The organism is Nitratireductor luteus, assembly GCF_026162365.1.
Classification (GTDB): Bacteria; Pseudomonadota; Alphaproteobacteria; order Rhizobiales; family Rhizobiaceae; genus Chelativorans; species Chelativorans luteus.
Window position 1 is genome coordinate 352,398 of the sequence record NZ_JAOANW010000006.1, and the last position, 24,299, is coordinate 376,696.

Consider the following 24,299-nt stretch of genomic DNA (forward strand, 5'->3'; position numbering starts at 1 on the left):
GGAAATCCCGTCCTGAACCTCGACAGACGTCATTCCAGGAAGACGCGGACGCTCGCGGTGCGGCCGGCCGCGTCGATAACCGTGAGGGTCGAAGCCCCGCCGCCGTCGGGCTGCCATGAGGCGGTGCGGCGGCGGAACGTCTCGGCCAGCGGTTCGCCATTGGCCAACCAGCGGAACGGTGCTCGCCCGCCGATGATCTTCAGGGCCAGTGGCGCTGCGTCTGTTTCATGCGCGAAACCGAGGTCGATGCGGGCGCCCTCGGGCGGGAAAACGATCTCGGGGGCAGGCTCGGTCGGGGCGCCGGGAATGGGCGCGCCGCTCGAAGAAGCGAACCGGCGAAGCGAGGCGGGCATTTCCGAAGCGGCAAGGCGCACCGCCCCGGCGGGCGCGCGCGGAAACGGCGTGACGCCGACGCCGGAACGGGAAAAGCCCTCGAACAGGATTGGGGCGGCGGCGAGATAGCCGGTCAGCCCCGGCACCGAGCCCCCATCGGGCCTGCCGACCCACACGCCCAGGACGTGACGCCCGTCGTAACCGACCGCCCATGCGTCGCGGTAGCCGTAGGAAGTGCCGGTCTTGTAGGCGATGCCGAGACGGGGGGTGCCTTCGGGCGGCGCCACGCCCGAAAGCATGTCGGCGATCTGCCACGCGGCCTGCGGCGTCAGCACCGTTGCCGGGCTGGCGGCTTCCGCGTCCGGGTGGTGGCGCAGGGGTCGCGCCTTGCCGCGATTGGCCAGCCCGGCGTAAAGCTGCACCAGCCCTTCCAGCGTCAGTCCTGCGCCGCCGAGGCCGATCGCAAGCCCGGGCGTTTCGCCCGGCGGCAGAACGGGGACCACGCCAACGGCTCTCAGCCGCGACATGAGCCTGGCCGGCCCGACCGCATCGAGCAGCCGGATCGCCGGCACGTTGAGCGACATCTGCAGCGCATCGCGCACGCTGACGTCGCCCTGATAGTCCATGTCGAAATTGCGCGGACGGTATCCATGAAAATCGGCTGGCCTGTCCTCTATCATGGTTTCCTGCATCACCAGCCCGTCTTCGATGGCAAGTCCGTATATGAAGGGCTTGAGCGTCGATCCGGGGGAGCGTTGCGCCACGCTCATGTCGATCCAGCCGGCGCGCGCCGGATCGAAATAATCGGCCGATCCCACCCGCGCGAGCACTTCGCCCGAACGGGCATCGGCCAGCATCATGGCGACCGAAACGCGGGGGCCGAGGCGGCGCGCGCCTTCTTTCGCCACCGCTTCGAGCGCGGCCTGGATGCCCCTGTCCAGCAGGAGCCGATGATGAAGCGCGTTCTGTTCGGCGCGGATCGTGGCGTCGGCCAGATGCGCGGCGAAGGCCGGCAGCGGCAGCCGCCTCGAGGCCACGTGTTGCCGCGCGGCACGCTCCACCTCGCTTTCGGGAATGATGCCGGCTCTGGCCATGCGGGCGAGCACACGGTCGCGCGCCGACTTTGCCGTCTGCGGATGCCGGTCGGGCCGGCGTGCCTCCGGCGATTGCGGCAGGGCCACGAGGAGCGCGGCTTGCGACAGGCTCAGCCTTTGCGGCTCTTTGCCGAACCAGGCAAGGCTTGCGGCCCGCACGCCTTCCAGATTGCCGCCATAGGGCGCCAGTGTCAGGTAGAGTTCCAGAATGGCGTCCTTGGAAAGCCGCCTTTCGATCTGCAGAGCGCGGGCGATCTGGCGGAACTTCGCGGCAAAGCTGCGCTCCTTGCGCGGCTCGAGCAGGCGCGCGAGCTGCATGGAAAGGGTGGAGCCGCCCGAAACGATGCGGCCATTGGCGACGAGCTGGATAGCTGCGCGGGCAAGCGCCATGGGATCGACGCCGGAATGCGCCCGGAAACGCTTGTCCTCATAGGCTATGAGCATTTTCAGGAATTGCGGATCGAGCTTGCTGACATCCGCCTTGAGCCGCCAGCGTCCGTCCTGTGCTGCCGCATAGGCGCGCAGCAGCGCGCCGTCGCGGTCGAGCACCTCGACGGAAAGGCCGCCGTCGCTTTCGAGCGGCGGCGGAAAGGCGCGGTCCAGCCAGTCGAGGGTGAAGAAGGCGCCGGCCGCAAGCAGGACCGCCAGCGCGGCTGCGCCCAAGACGCTACGCCGTATCCACCTTCGCGCTCTGCCGGACCTTTCCACCGCTACTCGCCCGTGATCTCCATGAAGCCGGTTGCCGTGCGCGCCGAAAATTCCGGCCGGTACATGTCCTCGACGCTGGCGGCGGGATGCGTATAGACGCCGGGCGTCACCGCCCGCACCACATAGGCCAGCCGGAAAGTCCGGTCGCTGCCGGCATCGCGGTTGAAGGCGGCGACGAAGCGGTCGTCGCGGAACTCGCTGTGGGCCACCTCCGTCTGACCGATCCATTCAAAGTTTTCCAGCTGCGCGCTGTCGACCAGCCTCGGATTGTCGATCTCGAAGCCCGCCGGCAACAGGTCCGAGACGAGCACCCGCGAGGGCCATTCGTTGGCCTCGGTGACGTCCAGCACCACCACGTAGCGCTCGTTCTGCCGGGCTTCCGTGACATTCATCTCCGTCCCGTCCAGCCGGTAGTAGCGGCGCTCGATGGTGAAGCCTTCTCCCCCGGCAGGAAGCGGCTGCTGGGGTGCTGCGACGGTGGTGACGACGGCGTTGATCGGCTCAGCGCCGGCATTGGCGATGGTGAAGGGTGCGGCGGCTACCTCCGTGCCGGACAGGCGGCGGGCGAAAGCGCCCGAATGAGCGACGCCGTCGACGGTCAGCGCTATGCTGTCGCCGGCTTCGCCCAGCGCGCGGGCGGCGAGCAGCATCCAGGCTTCGTCCTGCGTGCTCATATGGCGCGTGCGCCCCCTGACATCCGAGACGTAGCTGGTCATCTGCGGAATGAGCGCGGGTTCGGGCCGCGTTTCGGCGGCAAGCGCCAGCATGGCCGCCCCGTCGCGCAGGGCCGAGCCATAATCGGCCCGCGCAGTGGCGCGCACCGGCATGGACTGGGCCAGACGGAAGGCGGAGCCGAAGCTTCTTTCGGCGCGTTCGGCATCGCCGTAGAGCCCGAGCGCGGCGGCAAGCTGGGCGCGCGCGAGCGGGCTGGCGAACTCGTCCATGCGGGTGTCGGCGTAATAACGCAGGTCGCCGGCCGAGGCCTTGCGGTTGCGCGCCAGCACATAGAGCGCGTAGGCGATTTCACCGCCATTGGCCGCGATGTCGACGTCGTAGGCCATGGCGTTCTGCAGGTTCTGCAGTGCTTGCGTCATGGCTTGCTCGGGCACGGCGAAACCCTGTTCCCGCGCCCGGGTCAGGAAGTCGGTGACATAGGCATCGAGCCACAGATCGCCCGAGCCGGGGCCCCATAGCCCGAAACTTCCCGAAGAAGACTGGTAGGACAGGACGCGCGTAATCGCTTCCTCTATACGGCCCTTGATGGCGGGATCGTCCTTGAGACCCGCCGCCTTCGACAGTTCGCTGACATAGAGCAGGGGAAGCGCGCGGCTGGTCGTCTGCTCGGCGCAGCCATAGGGATAGCGGTCGAGCGACATCAGGAGCGCGGGAATGTCGAAGGCCTCCGCGCGCGAGACATTGACCGAGACCGAAGCGCCCTCGGCGAAGCTGTCGGCGAGCAGGCCGCCATCGATCCTCAGGCTGCCGCCATTGGCCGCGAGCGGCACGGATTGCCGGATAGTGACCGGGGCGACGCCGGGCCGCACGGGCAGGGCGACGGATTTTTCGACGGCAAGGCCGGATGGATGGGCGAGCGCGATCCTGAGGCTGCCCGCGCCGGGCTGTCCGGCCGATACCGGAAGCGATATGCTGGTCCGCCCGCCGGCGGCAAGGTCGATGCTTTCCGGCGCCGTGCGCGCATCGAGTGCGACCGCTCCGCTGCCTTCGGCCGTCAGCGTGTATTGGCCGGCGGGGCCGTCCGTATTGGCGATCTCGACGAGCAGGCGCGCTTCATCGCCGGGCGCCATGAAGCGCGGCAGGCTCGTCGTCAGCACGAGCGGATCGCGGATGACGACATCCTTCGCCGCGCTTCCGACCCCGCTCCTCGACCAGGCAACGGCCATGATGCGGGCGCTGCCGTTGAACTGCGGAAGGTCGAAGCCGATTTCGGCCTTGCCCTCATCGTCGAGCCGGACGATGCCGGAGAAGAAGGCGAGCAGCTTTTCCGTCGGCGCGCTTCCGGCCGCCGTCATGCCGCCGCCGTCGCCGCCGGTGCGCAAGCGGCCGACCGCGCCGAGGGAGCCGTCGATCAGCCGGCCATATATGTCGCGCAGCTCGAGCCCGAGCATGCGCTGGCCGAAATACCAGTCGGCCGGCGCGGGCGGCTCGTAGCGCGTGAGATTGAGAATGCCGACATCGACCGCCGCGACCGTGACATAGGCCTCCTCGCCGGCGGCAAGCCCGCCGACGGAGACGGGAACCGCGAGCCGTTCGCCGGGCCGCACCTTCTCCGCCGTTTCAAGCGCAACCGAAAGTTTGCGCGCACCGGGATCGACCTTGAGCCAGCGCACGCCGATCGCCCGCATCGGCAGGCGGTTATCGGCCGCCTCGCCGGGGCGGAACAGCGTCGCTGTCACATAGGCACCGGCACCCAGATCTTCCGTTACGGGAATGTCGATCGTCGTGCCCTCGGCCGGCACGGTGGCGGTGAAGGTGCGGTTCAGGTTCTCGACGCCGAGCGTTATCAGTGCTTCGCCGGCAAAACGCGGCGAAATCTTCAGCTTCGCGGTGTCGCCGACCCTGTAGGATTCGCGGTCGAGCGCGATTTCGAGGCCGTCCGGCGTCTCGGTCGAGAGCGCCTCGACATACCAGCCGGCATCGAACTCGATGCTGGAGACCGGTCCGCCCGGTTCAGCGCCGGCGATCTCGAGCCGGTAGCGGCCCCAGTCGACGGGGATGCTGATCTGCGGTTCGGAACCGGGCGATGCGTCGACCGTGCCTTCCTGGACAAGGCTCGTCGAGACGATAGGCTCATAGCGCCACGAACCTTCGCTCCGGTACCACTGGTAGTTCCGCTGGACCCGCAGGAGCGACCATTTCAGCCCCGGCATTGCGATGCGCTCGCCCGAGGCGTCCGCCGCGATGACGCGGAAGCCGGCAGTGCCGCCTTCCTGCACCTGTGCGGCCGAAAATCCGGGTCTCAGGCCGATGAATTCGGCTTCCGGCTCGATGCCGATGTCTATGGCGCGCTCGACAGCGCGTCCGCCGGCCTCGCGCATCTGTACGCTGATATTGGCGGTGAGCAGCCGCGTCGTCGACGGCACGCTGTCGATGGAAACGTCGAAGGCGGCTTTGCCGTCGGGATCCGTGTCGGGCAGGCCCGCCAGCGGCACACGCACGGTTTCGGCTTCGTCCTCGTCCTGCAGGCCGAACACATAGCCGGGAAACCGCTCCCATGTGCGTGTCGTGCCGATGGTCAGTTGTCCCTCGAGCGCCAGGCCGTCCGCCGGTGCGCCGTAGAGATAGCGGCCGTCGAGCGTGACCTCGACAGACGAGCCCACCGGAACCGTGTCGCGATCCGCGGTCAGCTCGAACTCGGTGCGGTCGGGGACGAAATCCTCGACCAGGAACACCTTCTCGGCTATCGGCGCCTGCTTGGGATCGGTGTGGACCCGAAGGGACCAGATGCCCAGCATGGCGTTTTCAGGAAGCGCCAGATCGACGGCATGGCCGCCCAGCCCCGCGCCCTTCGAGACGATGCGGCGGTCCTCGACGCCGTCGGGCCGCTGGAAGATGAAGGTAAGCGGCAGGTTCTCGACCGCGTCCACCGAGGGATCGCGCAGGAGCGTGGCCGCGTGCACGGTTTCGCCGGCGCGATAGATGCCACGCTCGGTCCAGGCAAAGGCGTCGATGGGCCCCGGCGATTGCCGCCCCGTGACGCCGCGGTCGGAAAGATCGAAGCCGGCGCGCGTCATGTCGAGGAAGACGAAACCATTGCCGTTCTCGGCGATGATGGCCGCCGGCGAGAGCCCGCCATCGGCGCGCGCAAGGCCCGGCGCGAACCGGACGTGGCCCTCGGCGTCCGTCGTCGCCTCGCCGAGCACTTCATTGTTGCGGGCGAGCAGCTTCAGTCGCAGGTCGGCCATCGGCCGGGCGGTGGCGAGCGAGCGGGCGAAAACCGACAGACCGTCGCCGCCTGCAAAGGTGGACAGGCCGATGTCCGAGACCAGGAACCACTGGGTGGCGCGGCTGTCCCAGCTCTGGCTGCGGTCGCCCTCGGGGAGGGTGGCCAGCATGTAGATGCCGGGCTTGCGTTCCGGCACGATCTCGTCGACGGGGATGCTGGTGACGACGTCCTTGTTCCGTTCGGGATCGATTTCGATCGTTCCCGTCCAGATTTCCTCGCCCAGGTCGCTGGCGACCTGCTCGATCTCATACTGGTTGAGCTGGCTCAGGAATGTCGATTCCGCCACGAGCCGCGCCAGCGACCTGTCGCCCACGCGATAGAGCGACAGTTCCGCGCTCGACGCGTTGACCGAGACGAGCGGAATGCCGCGCCGGGCGCTCGTGGGCAGGACGAAATTCTCGCCGGTGAAACGCAGTGCAGGCGACCGGTCCCGTATGTAGATTTCGAGCGGGACAGGTTCGGCGATCACTTCGCCAATCGCCGCCGGAAGGCCCTGGCGGACCACGATGCGGTACTGCTCACCGTGCCGCAAGCCGCTGACGCAGAGCTCCTGATCGCTCCTGTCGATGGCCGCGGCGCGGCCGTTGTCGACGGTCAAGTATTGGGAGTAGTCGACGCCGCTCTTGACGAGCTCCTCGGAGAACTGGACGCAGACGCGCGGCGTCGCGCTGTCGGAATCGACGGAATGGTCGACGACCCGGAAGCCCTTGGTGCGCTTCAGTTCGGCATAAAGGGCTTGAACCTCGGGCGAAGAGCGAAGCGCCAGGCTCGCCTCGTAGGTGCTGATGGCGGGCCGAAAAAGGGTGCGTTTCTCCAAAGCGGCGGCAAGGGCCGCGAGCGCATCAGCGCGGTCGTAGGCGGTGCGCGAGAGCCGATAGGCGATCACGCCGGCGCTTGTGCCGGCGCGCTGCAGGACATAGCCGCTCCGGTTCCGGTCCGGTTGGGCAATCGTTGCCGCCCGGGCGAGGCCCGTCCATAGCGCCGCATCCTGCGGCTCGATGGCAATGGCGGCCTCGAAATTGGCCATCGCGTTGGACCCGTCATAGGCGGTTAGCGCCTGGCCGGCGGCCGATGTGAGGGCGACCAGCCCGGTATCGCCGGAAGGCGCGTTGCCCAGCACTTCGCCCCGGTAGGCGTCGGCCTCCTGCAGTATATGCGAGGGCACGAAGGCAAGCGGCGGCGGCGCGCCGATGTCCGGGCCGGCACCGGCCGTCACCACCTTGCCGGCGATGGCGCCCTCGAAGCGATCGAGCCTGCTGAAATCCGACTTGAGGAAGCACCATTGGGCTTTGGCATTGTAGGTGAAGGCGCGGCATTGCGGATCGCCAAGGCAGGCAGCCGAGCATTGGTCGAGCGAGACATCCTGCTCGCTGCGCAGGTCGAAGCCGAAATAGTCGCTGTCGGGAGTGGTGACGATGCGCCTTGCATCCTGCGCGGAGGCTGTGACGGCGAGGCTGCAAAGAATGAAGAGAACAAGGGAAACCCGGCGCATCATGTCGCTCTCCTGCCACTACCTATGCTCCATGGATATTGGCCCAGCTTTACCGGTGCGTGTCAACGGCGCGCCCATTTCGACAAAGGGCAGAAAAATATTCTAGCTTGTCGAATCCGGGCAGTGCCGAACGACAAGGGGCGTTCAAGACACCAACAGAAGGAACCTGGAAATGCGCTACGCTTGTCTCATCTATTACGATCCCAAGAAGCTGTTCGGCGGAAGCCCCGAGGCCAATGCGGCTCTTTCCGAGTGCGCCAATTATGACGAGGTATTGAAGGAGAGCGGCCATTTCGTCACGGCCGAGGCGCTGGAACTGCCCGAATCCGCAATGACCGCGCAGGTGCGCGATGGCAAGATGTCGGCGGTCGACGGTCCATTCATGGAGACCAAGGAGATGCTTGGCGGCATCATCATAATCGAGGCGCCCGATCTCAACGAGGCCGCAAGGCTCGCCGCCGGTCACCCGCTGGCGCGGATAGGGGCCGTCGAAGTGCGGCCAGTGGTCGATTTCAGCACACCCCCTCCGCAACTGTGAGCGAGGCGCAAGCCCGCGCCGCCCTCGAAGCGGCCTACCGCACCGAGAAGCGGCGCGTGCTCGCGACGCTGATCCGCCTTCTGGGCGGGTTCGAGGCGGCGGAGGAGGCCTTGCACGAGGCCTTTGCCGCCGCTGCCGACCGGTGGCCGCGCGACGGCGTTCCGCAAAATCCCTATGCCTGGCTCGTGTCGGCCGGCCGTTTCAAGATGGTCGACCGCTGGCGGCGGCAGGCGCGGCTGGCAGCGGCCTTGCCGGACTTGAAGGTTCTGGCCGAGAGCGAGCCGGAACTGGCCGTGTCCGAGGATATCCGGGACGACGAACTGCGGCTCATCTTCACCTGCTGCCATCCGGCGCTTGCCCCCGATGCCCGCATCGCCTTGACCTTGCGTGAAGTCGGCGGATTGACGACGGAAGAGATCGCGCGCGCCTATCTGACCCGCGCGCCCACCATCGCCCAGCGTATCGTCCGGGCAAAGGCAAGGATCCGCGACGAGGCGCTGCCTTACGAGGTCCCGGCCAGGGCGGAACTGCCGGCGCGGCTCGATAGTGTTCTGCGGGTGATCTATCTGATCTTCAACGAGGGCTATGCAGCGACCGAGGGACCAAGCCTGACGCGGGCGGACCTTTCGGCAGAAGCAATCCGGCTGGGCCGGCTGCTGGTCGGGCTGCTTGCCGAGACCGAGGCGCTGGGTCTGCTTGCTCTCATGCTGCTGCACGAAGCCCGGCGGACCGCCCGTGTCGATGCGGCCGGCGACCTCGTTCTGCTCGAGGATCAGGACAGGTCTCTGTGGGACCGCCGCCTGATCGCCGAGGCCCGGAACCTGATCGAACGGGGCATGGCCTCGCGGCGGGTCGGCCCGTACATCCTTCAAGCGGCGATCGCCGCCGTTCATGCTGAAGCGCCGGCAGTGGCGCAAACCGACTGGTCGCAGATCGTCGCCCTTTACGACGTGCTGGTCCGTATCGAGCCTTCGCCTGTCGCCGCGCTCAATCGCGCGGCGGCGCTCGGCATGCGCGACGGACCCGAGGCGGGGCTGGAGGCCGTTGGCGCGGCGATGGAACGGGGCGGCCTTGACGGCTATCACCTTGCCCACGCCGCGCTGGCGGACATGCAGCGCAGGCTGGGCCGCCACGAGGCGGCGAAAGCCTCCTATGGCCGCGCGCTCCAGCTTGCGCGCCAACCGGCCGAGCGGCGGTTCCTCAAGGCGCGGCTGGCCCAGCTTTCCGCCAGGGGTGAATAGCGCGCCCTGCAGCAACCTCCGCAGGGACAAAAGGGCACAAGCGATAGCCGGCGCATTTTAATTGCCGCATGTTCATCGTCATGTAACATGTGATGCTTAACCGCTGCGCGTCAGGCAACGGAAACAGGGGAGTATCAAATGACAATCGTTAAACGGCGTACCTTCATGAAGGGCGCAGGCTCGGTGGCCGGGCTCACGCTCGCCGCACCTTTCATTTCGCGCAGCTACGCGCAGGGGTCTTCAGGTTCCGTCAACATCTTCGCCTGGGCCGGCTATCTCAACGACGAGATGCTTTCGGCCTTCGAGAGCGCTACCGGCGTCAAGGCCAACTTCACGCCCTACGGCACCAATGACGAGCTCTTGAACCAGCTTCGCGCCAACAGTGGCGCCGGCTTCGACATCATCTGGCCGACGGTCGACCGTGTGCCCAACTACGTCGAGTTCGGCCTGGTCCAGCCCATCGACGAGTCCAAGGTCGACATCGAGAAGTGCCTGCCGAGCGCCTGGAATAACTCCGCCAATCTCGGCGCCGTCATCGACGGCAAGCGCTATCAGGTCCCAACCGATTGGGGCACCGAGGCGCTGACCTTCGACAAGCAGCAGGCACCGCTGGAATACGGCACGGCCTCCTATGGCGATATCTGGAAGCCGGAGATGGAAGGCAAGGCCACGGTCCGCGCCCATTCCGGGCTGGTCGGCCTCGGCCTCTGGCTGCAAGGCGAGGGCAAGCTGCCTTTGCCGATGGCCGACGCCTTCAAGTCCGAAGAGAACATGACCAAGGTCTACGACGTCATCCTCCAGGAGGCGATCGCGCGCAAGGCCAACATCGTGCAATTCTGGAACAATGAGAACGAGGCGCAGGGCGCTTTCCGGGTCAATGGCTGCGCCATCGGCCAGACCTGGGATTCGACCGCCGCATCGCTCGCCAAGGAAGGCCTGCCCATCGGCTTCATTGCTCCCAAGGAAGGAGCGCTGGCGTGGATGGAAGGTGTCGCCATCCCCTCCGGCGCCGAGAATATCGAGCAGGCCTACGCCTTCATCAACTGGTTCCTGACGCCGGAAGCCGGCGCCATGTACACCAACGCCACCTCGATCAACTCGACCGCCGTGGGCGCCGAGGAACTCATCTCCGACGAGGCCAAGGCCTTCTTCGCCGCCGCCTATCCGGGCGATGCGCTGGAGAAGCTGTGGTGGTGGCCGATCCAGGAGAGCTGGTTCGTTGCCAAGCGCAACGAGTATCAGGACCGTTTCCTTTCGGCCTGAGGCTTTTTCTTAGGAGGGCGGACGCTGGCACGCCCGCCCTCCTCATTCATTGAGCAAATATGTCACATTCCGTAGAACTGCACAGCGTCGGCATGTCCTTCGGCCGCACCCGCGCCGTAAGCGACGTTTCCTTCACCGTCGAGGCGGGCGAATTCTTCTCGATTCTGGGGCCTTCGGGCTGCGGCAAGACGACGATCCTGCGCATCGTGGCGGGCTTTTTGCAGCCGACGGACGGCGCGGTGCTGATCGGTGGGCAGGACATGGCGGGCCTCGGCCCCGATCAGCGTCCGACCGCCATGATCTTTCAGTCGCTGGCGCTGTTTCCGCTCATGCCGGTGTGGGAGAACATCGCGTTCGGCCTTGAGGCGCGGGGCGTCGCCAAGGCCGAGCGCCGGAAGAAGGCCGACGAACTTCTGCATCTCATCGCCCTCGACGGCTATGGCGACCGCATGCCGGGCGAGCTTTCCGGCGGCCAGCGCCAGCGCGTGGCCATCGCCCGCGCGCTTGCGGTGGAGCCGCAGGTGCTGCTTCTCGACGAGCCGCTCTCGGCTCTCGATCTCAAATTGCGCCAGCACATGCGCTCCGAGTTGCGAAGCCTGCAGAAGCGCACCGGCGTCACCTTCATCTACATCACCCACGACCAGTCCGAGGCGCTTGCCATGTCGGACCGCGTGGCGGTGATGAGCGACGGCATCCTGCAACAGGTGGGCGCGCCGCGCGAGCTCTACGACAATCCGGCAACGCCCTTCGTGGCGACCTTTGTCGGCGAGACGAACATCATTGCCGGCGAGGTCTCGGCCATAGATAACGGCATCGCCACGGTCGAAAGCACCCATGGACGGCTGCGCGGGCGCGCCGGCGACGGCTTGGCGGTGGGAAAGACGGCACGGCTTTATGTGCGTCCCGAGGCGCTGGAGCCGGACGGCAATGGCGGCAACAGACTGACCGCCGAGATCGAAAGCATCGACTTCGAGGGGGCCTTCGCGCTGGCCCATGGCAGGCTCGACGATGGCGGCGAGCTCGTCGCGTCCATCGCCAGCACCAGGCTCGGCCACGCGCCTTCCATCGGTGAGCGGGCATCCTTCGCTTTCGCTGACGTCAATGCCGTGGTGCTGCCCGATGACTGATCTCTACAAGCGCTTCGGTGGCGGGCTCGGCACCCTGTTCGTGGCGCTGGTGGCGGTGTGGCTCACCGGCATGGTGCTGGCGCCCAACATCATGATGATCGACTACGCGCTCAAGCCCAATCTGCCGCCGGCGGAGATCGGCGGCCCGCGCGACGTCTATTCCCTCGACAACATTCTTTACCTGGCCAATGAGGGCGTGCACCGGGCCATCTTCTTCAAGACGATCTGGGCAAGCGCGCTGGTGGCCTTCGTCACATTCATCGTGTGCTACCCGCTGGCCTATTGGCTGGCGCAGAACGCCACCCAAAACCAGACGGCGATCGTCCTCCTGGCGCTCACGATCCCCTTCTGGATCAATGAGGTGCTGCGCACGCTCGCCTGGTATATCCTTCTGGCATTTCGCGGTCCGCTGAACGCACTCCTGATGTCGCTCGGCATTATCGACGAGCCGGTGCGATGGTACGGGGACGGCGGCGTTCTGGCCGGCATGACCTATGCCTACATCCTGTTCATGCTCTTTCCGGTCTACAATGCCATCGAATCGCTGGAGAAGTCACAGATCGAGGCGGCGCGGGATCTGGGCGCCTCCGTCTGGCGCACCCATTGGCGGGTGGTCATCCCGCACGCGAAAGCCGGCATCGCGACGGGCTGCGTCTTCACTTTCATGCTGGCCGCCGGCTCCTATGTCGCGCCGGCTTTGCTGGGCGCGCCCGGAAGCCGCTGGTTCACCGAGATCATCTACAACTGGTTCTTCGAGGGCGGCGACTGGAACCGCGGCGCGGCCTATGCGCTGGTGCTGCTGGTCCTTTGCCTCACGGTCGTGCTCGTCACCTTGCGCATCGCCCGCGTCAGCCTGACCGAGGTGGCCAAATGAATGCCGCCGACCGCATCCGCAAGGCGTTCTTCGGTTTCTATTTCGCCGCCTTCTTCCTCTATCTGTTCGCGCCGCTCGCCATCATGGGCGCGGCCACCTTCAATGCCAGCCGCTTTCCCACCGTCACGCCGTGGCAGGGAACGACCCTGCAATGGTTCAGCGCGCTGTGGGCCGACACCGGCATGTGGCAATCGCTATGGACGTCTGCCGTCGTGGCTTTCTTCGTGGTGCTGGTCGTCTTGCCGATCGGCACGGCGGCGGCGCTGCTGCTCACCAGCCTTCACGCGCGGGCGCGCAGCTTCATGTATGCCGTCATGGTCTCGCCGCTGCTTACCCCCGGCGTGGTGATCGGCATCTCGACGCTGGTGCTGTGGCGGCAGCTCGGCGTCGGCGGCGGCGTGTTCCTCATCGTGCTGGCGCAATCGAGCTTCATCATCTGCTATGTGATGCTGATGGTGGCCGCGCGCCTGCAGCGCTTCGACCGCACGCAGGAGGAGGCGGCCGTGGGGCTCGGCGCCTCGAAGTTCATGGTGTTCCGCCGCGTCATCCTGCCGTTTTTGAAGCCGGCGCTTCTGGCTGCCGGTTTCCTGGCGGTGCTGCAGTCGATCGAGAACTACAACACCACCCTTTTCGTGCGCGGTTTCGACACGCCGCTCACCGTCTATATCGCCACCAAGGTGCGCACCGGCCTGACGCCGGCGGTCAACGCGCTGGCGCTGATCATGATCGCCGTCACCATCATCGGCGCCATCACCTACGAGGTCGTGCGGCGGCGCAATCAACGCGCTGGCTGACATTGTGCATGACGAGTTCCGGCGGATCGAACGCACCCATCTCCGTCATCCCGGCCAAGCGGCGGAGCCGCGCAGAGCCGGGACCTATTGAGAGGCGTGGCTGGGTTCCATAGAGGGTGTGGGTTGTGCTGATAGGCGCCCGGGCGAGGACTGGGCCGTGCCTTATGCCGTTCTGCCAATGGGTCCCGGATAGCCCTTCGGGCTTCCGGGATGACGGGGTGAGCGCCAATCTGGCCTATTCCGGGCGCGCTCGATCCACCCTGAACGCATCCCGCTCGGCTATTTCAACCGTGTCAAAAGACCCGCCATCAGCCGGGCGCGTTCGACCAGGCTATCGACTTCGATATGTTCGTTCAGCGTGTGCAGGCCCTTGCCGCGCACGCCGATGGAATCGAGCGTCGGGATGCCGAGGGCGCCGGTGAAATTGCCGTCCGAGCCGCCGCCGGCGCTGCAATGGCTAAGGTCGAAGCCCATTTCGGCACAGATCCCCCTGGCCAGTTCATAGACCTGGAGCGTGCCTTCATCGGGCTCCCAGACCGGCCGCGTGACACCGCGCGTGACCTCGATGGTCACGTCGTTCTCCTCGCCGTTCAGCGCCAGCATGCGCTCGACGCCGCGGTCGAGGTCTTGCTGCTTCTTGGCCATCGAAAGAACTTCGGCCTCGCAGGTGGACGACACGCAATTGACCCACTGGCCGGCATGGACGACGCCCACCGAGAAAGTGCAGTCGTCGGTGGTCATCGCCTCGATCTCCTGGATCTTGCGCGCCATCGCCGCGATGGCCGAGCGGCCGTCCTTGAGCGCCCATCCGGCATGGCTGGGCCTGCCCGTGGTCTTGACGTTGAAGCGGGCGATCGCGAAGCGGCCCGTGACCGCAGAGCCTTCGCGATGGGCGGGTTCGGGCACCAGAACATATTTGTTCTTGCGGGCTTCCATCTCGATCAGCTCGCGCGTCGAGGGCGTTCCCACTTCCTCGTCCGGCGTGAAAAGCACGGTGACGGGGAGCGGCGTCTCGATGCCGGCGAGCGCGAGCTGGCGCAGCGCCTCGACGCTGATGTAGTTGCCGCCCTTCATGTCCTGGATGCCGGGGCCGTAGCATTTGCCGTCCTCGATGCGCCACGGGTTCTTCGCCAGCGTGCCAACCGGGTGAACCGTATCGAGATGGCCGGAAATCAGGATGCCGGGCTTGCCGAAATCCTTGTGTGGGAAACGGGCCCGCACCGAGCCGCCATAGCCCATGCGGCCGGGAATCCTCTCGATCTCGGCGCCGGCGCTGGCCAGATCATAGGCCGCAAGGTCCATCATCCGGTCCACGGCAGCGGCGTCGAAAGTCGGGCTCTCGCATTCGACCCACGGCTTAAGGCCGGCGAGCATCGCGTCGGCGTCGAAGGGGAGGCTTGTTACGTTCATGAAATGATTTCCTCGGGAGTTGGCAATTGGTCCGGGCTTAAAGGGGCATGCGCTTTTCGACGATGCGGGCCATGATGCTGGCGCCGACGGGAAGAATCTCATCGTCCAGAATGAACCCGGGATTGTGGACGGGTATCGAGCCCTTATGACCGAGCGTGCAGTAGGCGCCGGGCACAACCTTGAGCATGTCGGCGAAATCTTCGCTGCCGGTCACGAGGTCCTTCGTCTCGGAGACGTTCTCCTCGCCGACCACGTCGCGCGCGGCGTCCAGATAGGCCTGGGAGAGGTCGGGATCGTTCATGAGGACGTCGAAGATGTTCCTGAGGTCGACGTCGATGCTGATTTCATAGGCCTGCGCCATGCCGGCGCATAGCGTGCGGACGCGGTGGTGAATGAGTTCCATCACCTCGTCATCGAAGTAGCGGATCGTTCCGGATATGACGGCTTTGCCGGGCACGACGTTATAGGCCGAGCCCGAATGCACCTGCGTCACGGAAAGGACGGCGGTGCGCACGGCGGGTACGTTGCGGCTCACGACCGATTGCAGGTTCTGGATCAGCGCCGAGGCGATGACGATGGGGTCCTTCGAATGATGGGGCATGGCGCCATGGCTGCCGACGCCGTTGATCGTGATGTCGAAGAAGGAGGCCCCCGCCATGGCCGCACCCGGCTTCACGCCCATCTTGCCGGGCTCGGCGAGCGGATTGTTGTGCATGCCGTAGATCTCGTCGCAGGGGAACTTGTCGAACAGCCCGTCTGCCAGCATGGTGCGGGCGCCGCCCAACCCTTCCTCGGCCGGCTGGAAGATGAAGACCGCGGTCCCCGCGAAGTCCCGAGTTTCGGCCAGGTATCGCGCCGCACCCAGGAGCATTGTGGTGTGGCCGTCATGACCGCAGCCGTGGAAGCGGCCGGGATTCTTGGAGGCAAAGGGCAGGTTGGTCTGCTCGTCCATGGGCAGCGCATCCATGTCGGCGCGCAGGCCGACGGTCCGGCCGCTTTCGCCCTTGCCTTTGAGGATGCCGACCACGCCGGTCTTGCCAAGGCCGATATGCACCTCGACGCCCCAGGATTGGAGCATCCGGGCGACGATGCCGGAGGTGCGCACCTCCTCGAACCCGATCTCGGGATGCTGGTGGATGTCGCGGCGAATGGCGGTCAGTTCGTCGGCGTATTCGGCGATCTTCGGCAGTACGGGCATGGGCTGGCTCCGATGTAGCGTTCTTTGGGCGTGGTGGTCCGGGCGCTTTTCACGCGCTCCGCAATTCACGGAAGTTGGCGAAATCCCAGAAGCGGCCGGGGGCTGCCTCGATGAGGGAGCGCGTATAGGCGTGCTGCGGGTTGGACAGGACGTTCCAGGCGGTGTCGTGTTCGACGATCCTTCCATGCTGCATGACGACGACCTCGTCGCAAATTTGCGCGGCGACGCGCAAATCGTGGGTGATGAACAGGATGGCGATGCCGAGCTTCTTCTGCAGGCTGTCGAGAAGCTCCAGAACCTGCGCCTGCACCGAGACGTCGAGCGCCGAGACCGCTTCGTCGGCCACCAGAACGTCGGGCTCCATGGCAATGGCGCGGGCGATGGCCACGCGCTGGCGCTGGCCGCCGGAGAACTGGTGCGGATAGCGGCCGATGGCGTCTTCCGGCAGGCCGACGAGCGCCAGAAGCTCGGCCGCGCGGGCAAGCGATTTGCGCTTGTCTTCGCCGAGATTGAGCGGTCCCTCGATGAGGCTCCGGCCGATGGTCCAGCGCGGGTTCAGCGAGCGGAACGGGTCCTGGAAGACGATCTGGATATGCTTGCGCAAGGGCCGCAGCTCGCGCCGCGAAAGGGTTGCGATCTCCTTGCCGGCGACGCGGACTTCGCCGGCGGTCGGGTCGATCAGCCGCATGATGCAACGCGCGACGGTGGATTTTCCCGAGCCCGATTCGCCGACGATGCCGAGGGTGCGGCCGCGCTCGACGGCGAAGGCCACGTCCGTTGCCGCCCGCGTCGGCTCCCGCCGCACGAAGATGGTTCCCGTGCTGTAGATCTTCTGGAGGCCGCTCACGCGCAGAACGGTCTCGCGTTCCTCGCCGGTCTGGTAGGGGCGGGGTGTGAGGCTGGGCACGGCTTCGAGCAGCTTTTTGGTGTAGTCCTTTTGCGGGTGGCGCAGCAGCGTTTCCACCGGTGCCTGCTCGACGATCCGGCCGAGCCTCATCACATGGACGGTATCGGCGATCTCGGCCACGACGCCCATGTCGTGGGTGATGAAGAGCACCGCAGTGCCGTGCTTCTCCTGCAATTCGCCGATCAGGCTCAGGATCTGCTGCTGCGTCGTCACGTCGAGCGCGGTCGTGGGCTCATCGGCGATCAGAAGCTTGGGCTCGAGGATCAGCGCCATGGCGATCATGATGCGCTGGCGCTGCCCGCCGGAAAGCTGGTGGGGATAGGAGCGATAGATGCGCTCCACCTCGGGCAGGTGCACCTGGTCCATGATGTCGAGGACGCGCCGCCTCTTCTCTGCGCCCGGCAGCCGGGCGTGGGTATCCAGCACCTCCTCGATCTGGTCGCCGACGCGCATGACCGGGTTGAGCGCGGTCATCGGCTCCTGAAAGATCATCGAGATCCGGCGGGCGCGCATTTCGCGCATCGCCTGCGGGCTGAGCGTCAGGAGATCCTTGCCGTCCATGTCGATGGTGCCGCCCGTGGCCACCAACGAGCCCTTGGGCAGAAGACCCATGACGGAGAGTGAGGTGACCGACTTGCCGGACCCCGACTCGCCGACAAGGCACGCCGTCTCGCCGGCGCGGATCTTGAGCGAGACGCGGTCGAGCACCGGCTCGGCGGTTTCGTTGCCGGCCAGCTTCACCGTGAGGTTGCGGATATCGAGAACGGTTTCCGCGTCGTCGAATGTGCGGTTCTTGAACTTCATGGACGACGCCTCCAACCATTGAGCATTATTGTCGGCATCCTCATCCCTCCCGTTTCTTCAGCCGCGGGTCGAGCAGGTCGCGGGCGGTGTCGCCGAGGAGGTTGATCGACAGGATGCACAGGGACAGCATCAGGCCGGGCCAGAAGATCAGCGACGGCTTGAGCTGGAAGTAGATGCGGCCCTCGGCCATGATGTTGCCCCAGGTGGGTATCTCGGTCGAAACGCCCGCGCCCAGGAACGACAGGATGGCCTCGGTGAGAATGGCCGAGGCGCATATATAGGTGGCCTGCACGATGAGCGGGGCCAGGGTGTTGGGCATCAGATGCTGCCACAGGATCTTTGGCATGGAGGAGCCGAGCGCAATGGCCGCCTCCACATAGGGCTCCTCGCGAACCGACAGCACCACGGAGCGGACCAGCCGCACCACGCGGGGTATCTCGGGAATGGTGATGGCGATGATCACCGACCAGATGCTGGGGCCGTTGAGCGCCACGAGGGCGATGGCCAGCAGGATCGACGGGATGGCCATCAGGCTGTCCATGATGCGCATGATGACGGCGTCGGCCAGCCGGAAGAAGCCGGAGACGAGGCCGATCATCAGGCCGATCAGGACCGACACGAACGCTGCCCCGATGCCGATGAACAGCGAAACCCGCGCCCCGGTGACGACGCGCGAATAAAGGTCGCGTCCATAGGCATCGGTGCCCAGAAGATAGGTGTCGCTCGGCCCCTTGAGGCGTTGCAGCGCGTCCATGGTCATGGGATCGTGCGGCGAGATGAGCGGCGCAAAGATGGCGGCCAGCACGATCAGGCCGAGGACGGCGGCCGCGATGATCGGTCCGGCGCCCATGCGCCAGCCTCTGGGGAGGGCGACGGCGCCGAAGAGCCATTGCAGCCGGGCGGCGGGTTCGGGTGTCGCGGCCATCAGTAGCGGATCCTCGGGTCGAAGAAGGTGTAGGACAGGTCGATGACGAGGTTGATGAAGACGTAGAGCGCGCTGGTCAGAAGGATCATAGCCTGGATCACCGGATAGTCGCGGGCGAGCACGGCATCGACGGTCAGCCGGCCGATGCCGGGGATGTTGAACACGCTTTCCGTCACCACGACGCCGCCGATCAGGAGGGCGAAGCCGGTGCCGATGATGGTCATGATAGGCACCGCCGCATTGCGCAGCGCGTGGCGGAAAAGAACGATCTGTTCGGCGACGCCCTTGGCGCGGGCGGTGCGGATATAATCCTCGCCCAGCACCTCCAGCATGGAGGCGCGCGTCATGCGGGCGATAAGCGCCACATAGATGGTGGCGAGCGTCAGGCACGGCAGGATGGCCCGCGACAGGAATGCCCACAGACCCTCGGACGGCGCCTTATAGCCTTGGACGGGAAGCCAGCGCAGCTCGAGCGAAAAGACCTGGATGAAGATGTAGCCGATCACGAAGACCGGGATGGAAAAGCCCAGCACAGAGAAGGCCATGACGGCATAATCGGCCCATGTGCGATGCCGCCACGCGGCCAGCACGCCCATGGGAACCGCGATCAGCACCGACAGGACGATGGTGAGCACGGCGATGTTGAAGGTCGGCCAGATGCGCTGGCCGATCATGCTGGTCACCGGCGTGTTGGAGATCAGCGACGTGCCGAGTTCGCCCTGAAGGAGCAGGCCGACCCAGGTGATGAATTGGACATGCAGCGGGTCGTTCAGCCCGAGGCTCGTGCGGATGCGTTCAAGCTGGGCGGGCGTTGCCATGTCGCCGGCAATGATCGCCGCCGGATCGCCCGGCGTCAGCCGCAGAAGCAGAAAGACGAAAACGGCGACGATGACCATCACGGGGATGACCGCGAGAATGCGCCGGATGATGTAACCTAGCATTGGGTGCCGTGCCTTGGTTCTTCAGTGCGCGCGCCGTGCCCGGCTTACCGGGAGAGGAGGCGCCAACGTTGCGGCCAACCACCTTCTCCCCGTTCACGGGGAGAAGGTGCCGGCAGGTGGATGAGGGCAGCGTCGGCTTATGATGCGTGGATGCAAAACCGGCCGCTGCCCGGCAATTTCCCGTGAGGGCGCCTTACTCCACCTTGTCGACGTTCCAGAACACGGGCACCGGTGAGGCGATCATGCCGGTCAGCTTCGTGCTGCGGGCCTGGGGCATGATGTACTGGCCAAGCGGAATGTACAGGACATTCTCCATGTTGTGGGCCTGAATCCGCGAGGCGACCTCTTTCTGCTTCTCCGGCGTGTCGGCCTTGATGAACTCGGCGCGCAGATCTTCGATCTTCTGATCCTCGGGCCAGCCGAACCAGGCATCGTCGCCGCGGCCATTCAGCATAGGGCTGATCAGCGGGGAGTTGATTTCCGGCACCATCCAGTTGGTGAAGAACAGGTTCCAGCCGCCCTCGGAGGGTTTGGCCTGGCTGGCGCGGCGGGTCACCAGCGTCTGCCAGTCCATCGCCTGCATGTCGACATTGAAGCCCGCCTGGCGCAGCGCCTGCGCGGCGACGACGGGCTGTGCGGTGAGGCTGACGACATCCGTCGGCTGCATCAGCACGACCGGCGTGTTGTCATAGCCGGCCTCTTCCAGCAGCTTCTTGGCGCCCTCGATATCGCCGCCGGAAGTCAGCGTTTCCGAGCCGGTCTCGTCGGCCAGCGGCGTGCCGCAGCCGAAGATCGCGCCGCATACCTTGTAGTATTGCGGATTGCCGATGAGCGTGGCGAGCACGTCCTCCTGGCTGAGCGCCATCTGTGCTGCCTGGCGAATTTTCTGATTGTCGAAAGGAGGGTGCTTGAAATTCATGCGGCCGATGGTCTGGTAGCCGAGATCGTCGCGGGTCTCCACCACCACGTCCTCGCTTGCCTCCAGAAGCGGCAGAAGGTCGATCTGCACCTGCTCGATATAGTCGATCTCGCCGGAAAGCAGCGCGTTGATGGCGGTCTGCGCGTCGGGCATGGTCACCCAGCGCACCGTGTCCACCTTCACCTCCTTGCCGCCGGCCATCCAGCTCGGCGCGCCTTCGCGCGGCACGTAGTCCTCGTTCTTTCTGTAGGTGACCGAGACGCCCGGCTGATACTCTTCCTCGACGAAGATGAAGGGTCCGGAGCCGGTGTAGTCCGTCACAGCCTCGTCAGCGGAGCCGCTGGCCACACGCTCGGGCATGATGAAGGGCGGCAGGGCCGACTGCTTGCCGACCGTGTCGAGCAGGGCCGGGAAGGGCTCCTTCAGCGTCCACACGATCGTCTTGTCATCCGTGGCTTCCAGGCTTTCGGTCACGTCGAAGATGAGCTGGCCGCCCGAATCGCGCTTGCCCCAGCGCTGGAGCGAAGCGACTGCATCGGCGGCGGTGACAGGCTCGCCGTCGTGGAACTTGAGGCCGTCGCGCAGGGTGAAGGTGTAGGTGAGGTTGTCGTCGGAGATGGTCCAGTCGGCCATTTGCGGCTGCGGTTCGAAATTCTCGTCAACGGCCACCAGCACGTCGTAGATCATATAGCCGTGGTTGCGGCTGATATGGGCTGTGGTGATGATCGGGTCGAGCACACGCAGGCCCGAATGCATGACGGCAGTGATGGTCTTTTCCTGCGCCAGCGCCTGGGTGGCCATGCCCGTTCCGGCGAGCAAGGCCGCGGCCATGATGCCGGTGACGGCGCCGCGGGTATGCCCGCGGAACTGATTCAAGGTTTCTCGAATTCGCAACATATCGTGTTCCCTTTTTTGGTTTCGATGGTTGGTCGGCGGTGACGCCTTGGGCACGGGTTCTCCCGCCGCGCCCGGGGCGGTGGATCAGGCCTCCATGGTCTGGCGCTCCGATCTGCGGTGGAAGACGGGACCACCTGGTGAAAGCCGCATGCCGTCGGCAAGGCGCGTCCATGGCAGGTCGGCGGGGCTCAGCGGCATCGTGCCCGGTGCGGTGCACACGAGAACGGTTTCGGCGATCGACTCGAAATCGGCGCGGAAATGCACGGAACTCTTGTTGACGAGGATCGCCATCTCGGTCGGCTCGATGCCGACGAAGCGGTACATCGCTTGGTCGGCCATCTGCGCCTTGTGGCTGGCGACGACGATGCGGACGTCATCGATGGCCAGGCAGGCGGACGGTCCGACATTCATGTGCGTTCCGCCATAATAGGGACCGGTCGCATGGAGGTCGCCCTTCGACAGTTTTGCGACGCGGAAGGTCCCCTCATAAGGCGCGTCGCCCTCGACGCCCGAGGTGCCGCCGAGGGCAATGGCGATTTCCGCGCCTTCACCGGCCTCATGCGCCGCCCTGGCGGCGTCCGGGTCGACGATCATGCCGATGGCGGCTCGCCTGGCGCCGTTGAGCACCAGCGCGCGCAGCATGCCGGTCGTGTTGGAATCGCCGCCTGCGCCGGGGTTGTCCTGCGTGTCGGCGATCACGACAGGCTTCGATGCGCCGGCGGCGATGCGCATGGCCTCGCGCACGCCTTCATCCGGCGCGAAGGCGCGTCCGGCGAAGGCGCTCTCGGCGGCAAGCACCAGCTCGTAAATACGGTCGGCCGCGCGGTCCGCTTCCGCCTGGTCCTCTCCATAGGCAAGGACCGTCGGCGCGCATTCGGGAAAATCGGCGGCAGGGAAGCCGGTGAACAGGGAGGTGCTGGCGACAGCACCTTCTTCGAGGTCGGCGACCTCGCGGTAAAGACCGCGCGCCGGCTCCATCGAGGTGCACTGCCAGGAAATGGGGATGAGATAGGGCAGGCGGCGGAACGACTTGGCAAAGGGCCGCCCCCGCACCATCAGCCGGTCCAGCTGGTCCGCCGCGCGCCAGCCGGTCTCGGCCATGTCGATATGCGGATAGGTGCGAAAGCCCACCAGCATATCGGCCTCATCGAACATGCGGCGGGTGATGTTGCCGTGGAGATCCAGGCTGACGGCGATCGGCACGTCCGGCCCGACCACCTGGCGAACACGGGCGATCAGCTCGCCCTCGCCATCGTCCAGATGCTCGGCCACCATGGCGCCGTGCAGATCCAGATAGACGCCGTCGAGCGGGCCGGCATTGGCGATGCCCTCGACGATCTCTCCGGCGATGGCCTCATAGGCGGTGCGTTCGACGGCGGCGGACGGGATTGCGCCGCACCACAAGATGGGAACCATGTCCCAGTTTGCGGCGGCGGCCCGTTCGACGGCGCCTGAAATGCCGAGATTGACGCCGGGGCAGCGCCGGAGGATTTCGTCGCCACGGCAGATCGGAAGATAACCGCCGCCCTGCTCGAAATTCGCGAGTGTCGCGGGCGAGGGGGCAAACGTATTGGTTTCGTGAAGGAAGCCCGCCATGGCCACGCGTCTGCCCATCAGGCCACGCCTCCGTCTGTCATCCGGAGGCAAACGCCCGGGGCGGATGCGTCTTCAGGCGAAGGCATCGTCCGCCCGCGCTCCACAAAAAGCTGTTCGCCCGTCCCCGTCGCGTTCAACGTCAGACACCTGCCTTGTTCGGTCCCCATAGAGCGCCGTGCGACCATTCGGACGCACAAGGCGCTCCAACTCCGTGAATCCACGCATCGTGCTTTCCGAGAAATCGTCTTCGATTTTTCCGGGCCGATGCCGTAGACGAATTGCTTGTATTGCTGTGCGATACGACTGTATTAATTTCAGGATAGTTATGCTAGCGACTGGAAGTCAACGCATTTCTTGAAGCGTTCATGGGGAGAACCAGTTGCGGAGTATCTTGAGGGCGCAGAGCGGCGTCAGGTCGGAACAGGAACTGCATGCCGACGATCCCTTGTTCGTTCAGTCGATTGCCCGGGCGATGCAGGTTCTGTCGTCTTTTCACCAGGCGGGGCGGCCGCTTACGCTGAACGAGATCGCGACCGCCGCAGGCATCGGCAAAAGCGCCGCACAGCGCGTCGTGCACACGCTGAAGACACTCGGCTATATCGAGCGCGACCCGGACGACAGGGGCTATGTGCCCGGCATACGAATCCTGGACCACACGCTCGACTATCTCAGGCTCAACCTCTTGATCGCGCGCGCCTCGCCCGTCCTTTTGGAGCTGCGGCGCAATGTGCGCGAGCGCGTCGACCTCAGCCTGCGCGACGATCTGCGCCTGGTCTATGCCTCGCGCCTGCAAAGCAAGCGGGAGACCTTCTTCGCCACGCTGGTGGGCCACTCTGTGCCGGTATTCTGCACCTCGGGAGGACGGGCGGTGATGGCGCATCTGAGCGACGGGGAAGTCGACGACATCATCACCCGCTCCGACAGGACGCCGTTCACCGCGAAAACCCTGACGGAGCCCGATGCCATCCGCAAAAAGGTGCGCGAGGCGCGGCAGAACGGCTATGCCGTGACGCTGGAGGAGGTTCTGCCCGGCGAGGTGGCGCTCGGCGTTGCCATTCTCGGCCCGGCCGGCGTGCCGCGCGGCGCGATCCATGTCGCCGGCTCGCTGGGCGAATGGCAGGCGGAAGAGTTCTGCGCCCGCTTTGCCCCCCTCGCAGCTGAAGCCGCCCGGGCCATCAGCAGGTTCTGAACGGCAGGCCCGGTTCACCTCGGGGTTATGGCATTCTTTCAACCTAAAATGGTAGGAATTTGCCGTGGCACCTACCAAATGGGAG

At 65.8% G+C, this 24,299-nt stretch carries 16 protein-coding genes; 7 read left to right on the plus strand and 9 right to left on the minus strand.

Annotation, left to right across the window (positions count from 1 at the left end):
* Positions 1 to 29: 29 nt before the first annotated feature.
* Positions 30 to 2,090, minus strand: coding sequence for a penicillin-binding protein 1C (gene pbpC / locus N1058_RS10595; RefSeq protein ID WP_265517475.1), 2,061 nt, complete (start codon positions 2,088 to 2,090; stop codon positions 30 to 32).
* 47 nt (positions 2,091 to 2,137) lie between these two features.
* Positions 2,138 to 7,594: an alpha-2-macroglobulin family protein gene (locus N1058_RS10600; protein ID WP_420847969.1), complete on the minus strand. Its 5,457-nt coding sequence runs from the start codon at positions 7,592 to 7,594 to the stop codon at positions 2,138 to 2,140.
* 169 nt (positions 7,595 to 7,763) lie between these two features.
* Between N1058_RS10600 and N1058_RS10605 the strand changes: the two genes are divergently transcribed.
* The 6 genes from N1058_RS10605 to N1058_RS10630 all read left to right on the plus strand — a co-directional run bounded on the left by N1058_RS10605 (position 7,764) and on the right by N1058_RS10630 (position 13,428).
* The gene (locus N1058_RS10605; protein ID WP_265517476.1) at positions 7,764 to 8,129 is read left to right on the plus strand and encodes a YciI family protein; all 366 of its coding nucleotides are present in this window, start codon (positions 7,764 to 7,766) and stop codon (positions 8,127 to 8,129) included.
* Complete coding sequence (locus N1058_RS10610; RefSeq protein ID WP_265517477.1) at positions 8,126 to 9,370, plus strand: RNA polymerase sigma factor; 1,245 nt, start codon at positions 8,126 to 8,128, stop codon at positions 9,368 to 9,370. The genes N1058_RS10605 and N1058_RS10610 overlap by 4 nt, the downstream gene beginning before the upstream one ends.
* A gap of 138 nt (positions 9,371 to 9,508) precedes the next feature.
* Positions 9,509 to 10,633 carry an extracellular solute-binding protein gene (locus N1058_RS10615; RefSeq protein ID WP_265517478.1) on the plus strand — a complete coding sequence of 375 codons (1,125 nt, stop codon included), beginning with the start codon at positions 9,509 to 9,511 and terminating at the stop codon, positions 10,631 to 10,633.
* A gap of 59 nt (positions 10,634 to 10,692) precedes the next feature.
* Positions 10,693 to 11,760, plus strand: a complete 1,068-nt coding sequence (locus N1058_RS10620; RefSeq protein ID WP_265517479.1) for an ABC transporter ATP-binding protein — start codon at positions 10,693 to 10,695, stop codon at positions 11,758 to 11,760.
* Positions 11,753 to 12,634: an ABC transporter permease gene (locus N1058_RS10625; RefSeq protein WP_265517480.1), complete on the plus strand. Its 882-nt coding sequence runs from the start codon at positions 11,753 to 11,755 to the stop codon at positions 12,632 to 12,634. The genes N1058_RS10620 and N1058_RS10625 overlap by 8 nt, the downstream gene beginning before the upstream one ends.
* A complete protein-coding gene (locus N1058_RS10630; protein WP_265517481.1) occupies positions 12,631 to 13,428 on the plus strand; it encodes an ABC transporter permease in 798 nt (265 codons plus the stop codon). The genes N1058_RS10625 and N1058_RS10630 overlap by 4 nt, the downstream gene beginning before the upstream one ends.
* Positions 13,429 to 13,707: 279 nt before the next feature.
* Here N1058_RS10630 and N1058_RS10635 read toward each other — a convergent pair whose 3' ends face one another.
* The 7 genes from N1058_RS10635 to N1058_RS10665 all read right to left on the minus strand — a co-directional run bounded on the left by N1058_RS10635 (position 13,708) and on the right by N1058_RS10665 (position 23,043).
* Complete coding sequence (locus tag N1058_RS10635; RefSeq protein WP_265517482.1) at positions 13,708 to 14,838, minus strand: M20/M25/M40 family metallo-hydrolase; 1,131 nt, start codon at positions 14,836 to 14,838, stop codon at positions 13,708 to 13,710.
* 37 nt (positions 14,839 to 14,875) lie between these two features.
* A complete protein-coding gene (locus N1058_RS10640) occupies positions 14,876 to 16,036 on the minus strand; it encodes a M20 aminoacylase family protein (protein ID WP_265517483.1) in 1,161 nt (386 codons plus the stop codon).
* A gap of 49 nt (positions 16,037 to 16,085) precedes the next feature.
* Complete coding sequence (locus N1058_RS10645; protein ID WP_265517484.1) at positions 16,086 to 17,747, minus strand: ABC transporter ATP-binding protein; 1,662 nt, start codon at positions 17,745 to 17,747, stop codon at positions 16,086 to 16,088.
* A 40-nt stretch (positions 17,748 to 17,787) separates the two neighbouring features.
* Entirely contained in the window at positions 17,788 to 18,672 is an 885-nt protein-coding gene (locus tag N1058_RS10650; protein ID WP_420847970.1) for an ABC transporter permease, read from the minus strand.
* A complete protein-coding gene (locus N1058_RS10655; protein WP_265517485.1) occupies positions 18,672 to 19,613 on the minus strand; it encodes an ABC transporter permease in 942 nt (313 codons plus the stop codon). The genes N1058_RS10650 and N1058_RS10655 overlap by 1 nt, the downstream gene beginning before the upstream one ends.
* 193 nt (positions 19,614 to 19,806) lie before the next feature.
* Positions 19,807 to 21,429 (minus strand): ABC transporter substrate-binding protein, encoded by a 1,623-nt coding sequence (locus N1058_RS10660; protein ID WP_265517486.1) that lies wholly within the window; start codon positions 21,427 to 21,429, stop codon positions 19,807 to 19,809.
* Positions 21,430 to 21,513: 84 nt separating this feature from the next.
* Entirely contained in the window at positions 21,514 to 23,043 is a 1,530-nt protein-coding gene (locus N1058_RS10665) for a M81 family metallopeptidase (RefSeq protein ID WP_265517487.1), read from the minus strand.
* Positions 23,044 to 23,404: 361 nt separating this feature from the next.
* Between N1058_RS10665 and N1058_RS10670 the strand changes: the two genes are divergently transcribed.
* Positions 23,405 to 24,214, plus strand: a complete 810-nt coding sequence (locus N1058_RS10670) for an IclR family transcriptional regulator (RefSeq protein WP_265517488.1) — start codon at positions 23,405 to 23,407, stop codon at positions 24,212 to 24,214.
* The last annotated feature ends 85 nt before the right edge of the window (positions 24,215 to 24,299 follow it).